This window comes from Nocardia amamiensis NBRC 102102, assembly GCF_001612745.1.
Classification (GTDB): Bacteria; Actinomycetota; Actinomycetes; order Mycobacteriales; family Mycobacteriaceae; genus Nocardia; species Nocardia amamiensis.
The window spans coordinates 1-9,125 of record NZ_BDBA01000140.1; the positions used below are offsets into that span (position 1 = coordinate 1).

Genomic DNA, 9,125 nt, shown 5'->3' on the forward strand with positions numbered 1-9,125 from the left:
GCAGGCGTGAGCGAGCGCAGCGAGGGAACCATGCACACAGCCGCCAATGGGGTCATGCCCGAGCCGAGCGTCAGCCGGGGGAAGGCATGAGCACCGGGGCCGAGACCGCTTCGGTGGGACAGGCGCTCGAGGCCAGAACCGCCGAGCTGTCCGGCAAGCTGACCGGGTTGCTGGCGCGGATCGACGCGGCCTGTCATGCGGCGGGGCGCGCACCGGAGGCGGTGCGGCTGCTGCCGGTGACGAAATTCTTCCCCGCCTCCGACGTGGCGATCCTGCACCGGCTCGGGCGGCGCGAGTTCGGGGAGGCGCGCGAGCAGGAGGCGTCGGCCAAGGTGGCGGCACTGCGTGAGCAAGACCTCACCGGGATCCAGTGGCACATGATCGGGCGGCTGCAGCGGAACAAAGCACGGGCGGTGGCCCGCTGGGCGCACACCGTCCACTCGGTCGACAGCGAACGCTTGGCAATCGCTCTGGACGCCGGTGCGCAGGCCGCGCTGGAGGCGGGCGAGCGCACCGAACCGGTTCGCGTGTTGCTGCAGGTGAGCCTGGATGACGACCCCGCGCGCGGCGGCGTGGCGGAGGGCGATCTCGCCGCGCTCGCCGGACAGGTAGCCGACGCGCCGGGATTGTGTTTGTCGGGTCTGATGGCGATTCCGCCCGTGGGGGCTGAGTCTGATGCGGCATTTGCACTACTTGCGACATTGCACACTCGATTGCTCGCCGATCATCCGGACGCGACAGAACTTTCCGCGGGAATGTCCGGCGATCTGGAATCCGCGATCGAACACGGTTCGACGGTTGTGCGTGTCGGTACTGCATTGATGGGTGCGCGACCGATAACCTCGGCGTAGCAAAGAAACCTCATCAGTCACATTCGACACATATGCTGGGAACTGACGAGGGCTGAGCAAGACTTCAACACCCGGCCGCCACCGGGGCCGAAGGAAGGTCGACCAGAATGAGCGAGCGCAGCGAGCGAGTAATCGGCGCAGCCACCATCGTGGTCATGACGGAGCCGAGCGACAGCGAGGCGCGGTCATGAGCGAGCGTAGCGAGCGAGTCATCGACACAGCCACAAAAGTGGTCATGAGCGCGGCGAGCGACAGCGAGGCGCGGTCATGAGCACTCTGCACAAGTTCAAGGCGTACTTCGGCATGGTCCCGCTCGAGGATTACGAAGACGACTACGTCGACGATCGCGCCCCCCGGGGTGTGGATGAGCGCGGTGCCCGTCGGCCACGTCCCCGTGACTACTCCGAGCGCGACGGCTATGCCGACCGCTACGGCGAAGACCGGTACGGCGCAGACCGTTTCGAGGACGCCGACTACCCCGAGCCCGCCTACAAGTCGCCGTACAAGGCGGGGTACCCGGTGTCGCGGCGCGACGACTACACCGACGAGCCCTACGGTGACGATCGATACGAGGCGCCGCGGCGACCGACCCGGATCGACTCCGGTCCCTCCGGCCGGTTCCGGGCGGGCGGGAGCGCGCCGACGCTGCGCGGCGCCACCCGTGGCGCGCTAGCCGTCGATCCCGACGCCGAGGCGCGCAGACTGGAGGAGCGCGTGCGTCCCGAGCCCGCCCCGGTGCGGCGGCCCGGGATCTTCGAGGACGGAGGCCCCTTGTCCAAGATCACGACGCTGCGCCCGCGCGATTACAGCGAGGCCCGGATCATCGGCGAGCGCTTCCGTGAGGGCAATCCGGTGATCATGGACCTGGTGGATCTGAGCAACGCCGACGCCAAGCGGCTGGTCGACTTCGCCGCCGGTCTGGCCTTCGCCCTGCGCGGATCGTTCGACAAGGTGGCGACGAAAGTGTTCCTGCTCTCACCGGCGGATGTCGACGTATCAGCCGAAGAACGTAGGCGGATTGCGGAAACCGGCTTCTACAACCAGAAATAAGCTCGTGATCTGGGGGGTGGAGCAGACCGGTCGCACGTTCTGGAGCGCGGTCATTTTGCGCGACGCGATTTTTACGGCAGAGTGAACTCGTGGCCTTGTTCGCGGTGCTGTACTTCGTACTGTTCATCTTCTGGCTGTTGCTGATCAGCCGGGTGATCGTCGAGTTCATCCGTAGCTTTGCCCGAGACTGGCGTCCTACCGGTGTCGTGGTCGTCGTCCTGGAGGTGATCTTCACGATCACCGACCCGCCGGTGAAACTCCTGAGGCGGTTGATCCCCCCGGTGTCATTGGGGGGAATTCGCCTGGACCTGTCGATAATGGTCCTGCTTTTCATCGTGTTCATCCTGATGTCGATCGTAGGCAGGCTCGGGCAGCCGGTAGCTCCGGTGTGACAGAATGGGCCGTGTAGACAGCTTGCTAGACCTGCTAGATCTCCAAAAGACGCGTGAAGGGATCCTTCCATGCCGCTGACCCCAGCCGATGTGCACAACGTCGCGTTCAGCAAACCGCCGATCGGGAAGCGCGGCTACAACGAGGATGAAGTCGACGCGTTCCTGGATCTGGTGGAGCAGGAGCTCTCGCGTCTGATCGAGGAGAACGCCGATCTGCGCCAGCGGGTCGCCGAACTCGACGCAGAACTGGCCGATGCCAAGAAGAATCGTGGCCCCGCCGTGGCGAGCACGGTGAAAGCGCCGGTGCCGCAGGCTCCGCCGCCGCCGCCGGAGCCGATCAAGCCGCCGGTTCCCGCCGCGCCGCCCGCCCCGATGCCTGCCGCGCCGATGGCCAAGGACGCCAGCGCCGATGCGAATCTGCAGGCCGCCAAGGTGCTCAGCCTCGCCCAGGAGATGGCGGATCGGCTGACCAGCGACGCAAAGTCCGAAGCGGAGAGTTTGCTGTCGAATGCCAGGGCGAATTCCGAGCGACTGGTCGGCGACGCGCGGACGCGGTCGGAGGCCATGATCGCCGACGCCCGCCAGAAGTCGGACGCGATGCTGACGGACGCGCAGAACCGCTCGGACAGCCAGCTGCGCCAGGCCAAGGAGAAGGCCGACGCGCTGCAGGCCGACGCCGAACGCAAGCACACCGAGATCATGGCGACCATCACCCAGCAGCGCACCGTGCTGGAGAGCCGGATCGAGCAGCTCAAGACGTTCGAGCGGGAATACCGGGTGCGGCTGAAGTCGTACCTGGAGTCGCAGCTCGAGGAGCTGGAGAACCGCGGATCGGCCGTCCCGGTCGACGGCGGCGAAGCGTTCGCCGACCACAACACGGCGAACAACCTCGCGCCCGCCTCGTTCGCCAAGGGTGGCAAGTAGCGCGACGCGCCCCAGCGCAGCGGTCCACCGACCGCTAGGGGATCGGTCGAGCCGCCCGGCATGCCTTGGGGGTCATCATGCTCGTCTTGACACTCGTCCTTGCCGCGATCGGCTTCGCCCTGCTCGTGGCCGCGCTCACCACGGGATCGGTGATCTGGGCGTGGGGGTGCATCGTGGTGTGCGTCATCGGTGCTGTGCTCTTGCTGGTGAGTGCCCTATCCATGCGGAGTCCGGACAGTGATGCCCCGCCGCCTCCTGGTCGTCATGCCAAACGGTGAAGCGGGCCGAGCTCTGACCTGCCTCGCACACTGAGTTGACCGCGCTGGCTAGAATCAAACCTGAATACGGCGTCGATCCGGCTATCACCGGGGAGCCTTCGGAAGAACGGCGGCACGGCCCTCGAGCCTGCCGCTCAGTAGAACCGAACGGGTGAGCCCGTCACAGCTCGCGAACGAGAGGTCCGGCGCTTGCCGGACAAGCGGGGTGGTACCGCGGTTTCGGCGCACCGGGCGCCGGCATCGTCCCCGTGCCAACCGGACACGGCACGAGGAGACGCATCCGCCATGGCGGACCACACTTCCAGCAGCAGCGCGTACCCGCGCGTCGACCTGGGCGTCGGCAACGGGACGTCGTTCCCCGAGATGGAGCGCCGCGTGCTCGACGCATGGGCGGCCGCCGACACCTTCCGCACCAGCATCGAAAACCGTTCCGGCGCAGCGGAGTTCGTCTTCTACGACGGTCCGCCCTTTGCCAACGGTCTGCCGCATTACGGACATTTGCTCACCGGTTACGTCAAGGACGTCGTCCCGCGTTTCCAGACCATGCGCGGTAAGCGGGTGGACCGGCGATTCGGCTGGGACTGTCACGGATTGCCCGCGGAAATCGAAGCCGAAAAGCAGCTCGGTATCACGGACAAATCACAGATCGACGCGATGGGCCTCGCGGAATTCAACGCGGCCTGCAAATCATCGGTACTGCGCTACACCGGGGAATGGCGCGACTACGTGACGCGTCAGGCGCGCTGGGTCGACTTCGACAACGACTACAAGACGCTCGATACCGACTTCATGGAGTCGGTCATGTGGGCGTTCAAGTCGCTCTACGACAAAGGCCTGATCTATCAGGGCTTCCGGGTGCTGCCCTACAGCTGGTACGAGCAGACGCCGCTGTCGAATCAGGAGACCCGGCTCGACGACGCGTACAAGATGCGTCAGGACCCGGCGGTCACCGTCGACATGGCGCTGCGGGTGCCTGCCGAGCATCCGCTGCACGACCTCGACGGGGCCAACGCGCTGATCTGGACCACCACGCCGTGGACGCTGCCGTCGAACCTGGCGATTGCGGTGCATCCCGAGTTCACCTACGTGCACCTGCGCGGCAAGGACGGCAAGCGGTACCTGCTCGCCGCCGAACGCGTCTCGCACTTTGCCCGCGAATTCGGCGAGGAACCGGAGGTGCTGTCGGAGCATCTCGGCGCCGCGCTGGCCGAACTGCGTTACGAGCCGCCGTTCGACTACTTCGCCGGGCACCCGAACGCGCACCGCGTGCTGAACGCCGACTACGTCACCACCGACTCCGGTACCGGGATCGTGCATCTCGCACCGGCCTTCGGTGAAGAGGACATGGAGGTCGCGAGCGCGCACGGCATCGAGCTGGTGCAGCCGCTGGATCCGGGCGGCAAGTTCACCTCGATGGTTCCGCCGTACGAGGGCCTGATGGTGTTCGACGCCAACCCGGTGATCATCAAGGACCTGAAGGCCGCGGGAAAGCTCTTGCGGCACGAGACGATCGAGCACTCCTACCCGCACAGCTGGCGCTCCGGGCAACCACTGATCTACATGGCGGTGCCGTCCTGGTTCGTCGCGGTCACCAAGTTCCGCGAGCGGATGGTCGAGCTGAACAGGCAGATCACCTGGGTGCCCGAGCACATCAGGGACGGCCAGTTCGGCAAGTGGCTGGAGGGCGCGCGGGACTGGAACATCAGCCGAAACCGCTACTGGGGCAGCCCGATCCCGGTGTGGGTGTCCGACGATCCGGCCTACCCGCGCGTGGACGTGTACGGCTCGCTGGACGAGCTGGAACGCGACTTCGGCGTACGCCCGACCGATCTGCACCGTCCGATGATCGACGAGCTCACCCGGCCGAACCCGGATGATCCGACCGGCACCTCGACCATGCGCCGGGTACCGGAGGTGCTGGACTGCTGGTTCGAGTCCGGTTCGATGCCGTACGCCCAGGTGCACTACCCGTTCGAGAACAAGGAGTGGTTCGACAGCCACTTCCCGGGCGACTTCATCGTCGAGTACAACGGCCAGACCCGCGGCTGGTTCTACACGCTGCACGTGCTCGCGACCGCTCTGTTCGACGCCCCCGCGTTCAAAACCGTTGCCGCGCATGGCATCGTGCTCGGCGACGACGGGCTGAAGATGAGCAAGTCCAAGGGCAACTACCCGGACGTGAACGAGGTGTTCGACCGGGACGGCTCCGACGCCATGCGCTGGTTCCTGATGAGCTCGCCGATCCTGCGCGGCGGCAACCTCATCGTCACCGAGCGCGGCATCCGCGAGGGCGTCGGCCACGCATTGCGGCCGCTGTGGAATGCCTGGACCTTCCTGCAGCTCTACGCGCCGAAGCCGGGGATGTGGCGCACGGACTCGTCGCATGTGCTGGACCGCTACATCTTGGCGAAGCTGGCGCAGACCAGGGACGTCATCACCGAGGCGCTGGAGGTCTACGACATCGCGGGCGCCTGCGAGGAGCTGCGCTCGTTCGCCGACGCGCTGACCAACTGGTATGTGCGCCGGTCGCGGTCGCGGTTCTGGAGCGAGGACCGCGACGCGGTGGACACCCTGCACACGGTGCTCGAGGTGGTCACCAGGCTGGCCGCGCCGCTGCTGCCGCTGATCACCGAGGTGATCTGGCGTGGGCTGACCGGCGGCGATTCGGTGCACGTGGCCGACTGGCCGAAGGAGGGCGAGCTGCCGGATGATCCGGAGCTGGTCGCCGCCATGGACGAGGTCCGGGTGGTGTGCTCGACCGTGCTGAGCCTTCGCAAGGCGCAGAACCTGCGGGTGCGGCTGCCGCTGGCCGAGGTCACCATCGCGGCGGCCGACGCCGAGCGGCTGGCGCCGTTCACCGACATCATCGCCGACGAGGTCAACGTCAAGAAGGTGGACCTGACCACCGACGTGGACGTGCACGGCCGCTTCGAGCTGGTGGTCAACGCCCGCGCCGCGGGTCCGCGCCTCGGCAAGGACGTGCAGACGGTGATCAAGGCGGTCAAGGCCGGTGCGTGGTCCGAGGGCGCCGACGGCGTGGTCGAGGCCGCCGGAATCGCTCTGCTGCCCGAGGAATACACCCAGCGCCTGGTCGCCGCCGAGCCGGAGTCGACCGCCGCGCTGCCCGGCAACGCGGGCCTGGTGGTGCTGAATTCCGTGGTCACCGAGGAGCTGGAGGCGGAGGGCTGGGCACGAGACCTGATCCGCGACCTCCAGGAGACCAGGAAGTCCGCCGGTCTCGACGTCTCCGACCGCATCACCGTGGTCCTGGAGGTTCCCGCCGACCGGGCCGCGTGGGCCGAAACCCACCGCGACTTGATCGCGGGCGAGATCCTCGCGACCGCACTGACCTTCGGGGACGCGGGCCCGGAGGCCGCCGATCTGGTCGGTGGCGTGCGAGCGAAGGTCACCAAGGCCTGAACGCTGGACTCCGAGTCGGGGCGGGACCGAAAGGTTCCGCCCCGACTGCTGTCTATCCGGGCTGCGGCTGTCGATGCGTCGCCGCTCCCGCTGCTTGTTCGCCCGCGGTCTCCCGCGACGCCCGCTGTCCGGGGCGCAAGACGCACCGGGCTCCGCACTGCCCGCTCTCTGAGCGAGAGCATCCGAGTTCCCCCTTTATGCGCGTCCGAATCGTCCAATTCGGTGAGATAGGTCACATGCTGAGAATTTGCTGATTTCTCCCATTTGGCCGGTTCGCGCGGGAGAATCGGCCATGTTACTGCTGGTGCGGAGGTGACTCCTGGGGCGGCAGTCAACTAATGGTTCGTTTTACCTGCACTGTGTCGCGTCCGGCGCGCATGCGCCAGGCACGGTGACCAGCGGCTCATCGCGTGACGCTGCCGTTGCCGTGCATTAGCCAGAGCCGCCTGCGGCGGCTCGTCACACCGGGCCCACGGAAGGGACAAGCACGTGCCGAGGAGACCGCTACGCCGTATCGCACTCGGATTCTTGCTATCGATCACTGCGACTTTCACGATCACCGGCACCGCCTGGTGCGACACCGGCAGCGCCTCCGGCGTCGAGCTGGCCGATCTGGCCGATGTCGGGTCGGCGTCCGGCATCAGTCCCGGCTTTGCCAGCGGCTCGGCCGGGATACCGTTGCCGATGCCGAGCGCGACCGGACTCTTGGCACTGGCGGCGGCGACGACACAGCTCGGCAAACCCTACGAGTGGGGTGGCACCGGACCGTTCAGCTGGGACTGTTCGGGTCTGGTGCAGTGGGCGTTCCGGCAGGCCGGGGTGCGCCTTCCGCGCACGACCTGGCAGCAAGCCAAGGTGGGCACCCCGGTCCCGCGGGCAATTCTCATGCCCGGCGATGTGGTGGTGCTGAACCGGGACGGTTCGCACGTCGGCATCTACGCGGGTGGGGGCCAGGTGCTGAATGCCTACGGCTCGGGTGTGCCGGTCGGCTTCACCCCGCTCAAGCAATTCGACATCTACGCTATCCGCCGCTTCTGACCGCACCGCGCTCGGCGTCGCCCGCGCATGGCGCGCCGCGTTGCGGGGTCGCCCGCTCGCGACTGCACATCGCCGGCGCTCGGTTCCCCATGCGTGCGACCGCGGCGCTGTGTCCCCGGTTCGCTCGCTCAGAGCACCGCTGGTCGGCCGCTCGTCAGTTGCCGAGACCGTCGGCGAGGGTGCGCAGCAGCGGTCCGTATTGCGGATGGGCGAGCGCCGAGGCGAATTGCGCGACCAGGTAGTCGGCCGGATTGCCGGTGTCGTACCAGCTGCCGCGGATCACCTGGCCGAAGACCGGATTGGTCGCGGCGTGCACGTTGATCGCGTCGGTGAGGTACACCTCGCCGGTGCGGTGCTCGTACCACGCTTCGGTCTGGGCGCGCAGCTCGTCGATGATGCCGGGCGTGACCACGTAGCCGCCGATCGCGGCGAAGGACGACGGCGCGTCCTTCGGCTTCGGCTTCTCGCGCAACCCGGTGATCCGCAGCAGGCCGTTGCCCTGGTCGTCGGACACCACCGGCACGCCGTAGCGCTGCGATTCGGCCGGATCCATCGGCATCAGCGCGAGGACGGGCGCTTTGGTGGCCTCGTAGGCGTCGATGAGCTGCTGGGCGCGGGGCACCTCGGCCACGAACACGTCGTCGGGCCACAGCACCAGCATCGGCTCGTCGCCGAGATTGCGCGCGGCGTTGAGCACCGGGGTGCCGTTGCCGTACGGGCCGTGCTGGTCGAGGTAGGTGATGTGGCCGAGCCGGGACAGCTCGCCGACCTCCTCGACCGCGTCGGCGAAGGCGGTCTTTCCGTCCGCGCGCAGCTGGGCCACCAGCGCCGGATTGGGGCGGAAGTGATCCTGGATCAATGATTTTCCGCCGCTGACCACGATGGTGATGTCGGTGATGCCCGAGGCGACCAGTTCGCGGACCGTGTGCTCGATCACCGGCTTGTCGCCGACCGGCAGCATCTCCTTGGGGATCGCCTTGGTCAGCGGGAGCAGCCGGGAGCCGATCCCGGCGGCCGGGATGACGGCCTTGCGGATATTCATGGGTCCGATCATCACATACTGCATCTCATTGCAGCGCCTGCGGCGCTGCGTGTTCGCGGCTGTGCTGATCTGGCCGCGACTTCGTCGCGGCGTGTTCGCGGCCCCCTTATGGCTCGCGTCCGAGCGGCCG

The 9,125-nt window shown here is 67.3% G+C and carries 8 protein-coding genes; 7 read left to right on the top strand and 1 reads right to left on the bottom strand.

Going from position 1 to position 9,125, the window contains the following annotated elements; genetic code table 11:
* Window positions 1-86: 86 nt before the first annotated feature.
* From NA4_RS24480 to NA4_RS24510, 7 genes are all read left to right on the top strand, one after another.
* Window positions 87-851, top strand: a complete 765-nt coding sequence (locus NA4_RS24480; protein WP_067474487.1) for a YggS family pyridoxal phosphate-dependent enzyme — start codon at window positions 87-89, stop codon at window positions 849-851.
* A 267-nt stretch (window positions 852-1,118) separates the two neighbouring features.
* Window positions 1,119-1,901 (top strand): cell division protein SepF, encoded by a 783-nt coding sequence (locus NA4_RS24485; protein ID WP_067474490.1) that lies wholly within the window; start codon window positions 1,119-1,121, stop codon window positions 1,899-1,901.
* Window positions 1,902-1,990: 89 nt separating this feature from the next.
* Window positions 1,991-2,293, top strand: coding sequence for a YggT family protein (locus tag NA4_RS24490; RefSeq protein WP_039797136.1), 303 nt, complete (start codon window positions 1,991-1,993; stop codon window positions 2,291-2,293).
* Between the two features lie 69 nt (window positions 2,294-2,362).
* The gene (wag31, locus tag NA4_RS24495; RefSeq protein WP_067474492.1) at window positions 2,363-3,217 is read left to right on the top strand and encodes a DivIVA-like cell division protein Wag31; all 855 of its coding nucleotides are present in this window, start codon (window positions 2,363-2,365) and stop codon (window positions 3,215-3,217) included.
* A 77-nt stretch (window positions 3,218-3,294) separates the two neighbouring features.
* Window positions 3,295-3,495, top strand: a complete 201-nt coding sequence (locus tag NA4_RS24500; protein WP_067474501.1) for a hypothetical protein — start codon at window positions 3,295-3,297, stop codon at window positions 3,493-3,495.
* A 285-nt stretch (window positions 3,496-3,780) separates the two neighbouring features.
* Window positions 3,781-6,915 (top strand): isoleucine--tRNA ligase, encoded by a 3,135-nt coding sequence (ileS, locus tag NA4_RS24505; RefSeq protein WP_067474495.1) that lies wholly within the window; start codon window positions 3,781-3,783, stop codon window positions 6,913-6,915.
* Window positions 6,916-7,404: 489 nt separating this feature from the next.
* The gene (locus NA4_RS24510; RefSeq protein ID WP_067474498.1) at window positions 7,405-7,953 is read left to right on the top strand and encodes a C40 family peptidase; all 549 of its coding nucleotides are present in this window, start codon (window positions 7,405-7,407) and stop codon (window positions 7,951-7,953) included.
* A gap of 154 nt (window positions 7,954-8,107) precedes the next feature.
* Here NA4_RS24510 and NA4_RS24515 read toward each other — a convergent pair.
* Window positions 8,108-9,125: UTP--glucose-1-phosphate uridylyltransferase (locus tag NA4_RS24515; RefSeq protein ID WP_307188600.1), on the bottom strand; the 1,018-nt coding region annotated here is incomplete at its 5' end.

Excerpts from the sequence above, each read along its gene's own strand:
- NA4_RS24480 (WP_067474487.1), top strand. The coding sequence starts at position 87 with ATGAGCACCGGGGCCGAGACCGCTTCGGTGGGACAGGCGCTCGAGGCC.
- NA4_RS24485 (WP_067474490.1), top strand. The coding sequence starts at position 1,119 with ATGAGCACTCTGCACAAGTTCAAGGCGTACTTCGGCATGGTCCCGCTC.
- wag31 (WP_067474492.1), top strand. The coding sequence starts at position 2,363 with ATGCCGCTGACCCCAGCCGATGTGCACAACGTCGCGTTCAGCAAACCG.
- NA4_RS24500 (WP_067474501.1), top strand. The coding sequence starts at position 3,295 with ATGCTCGTCTTGACACTCGTCCTTGCCGCGATCGGCTTCGCCCTGCTC.
- ileS (WP_067474495.1), top strand. The coding sequence starts at position 3,781 with ATGGCGGACCACACTTCCAGCAGCAGCGCGTACCCGCGCGTCGACCTG.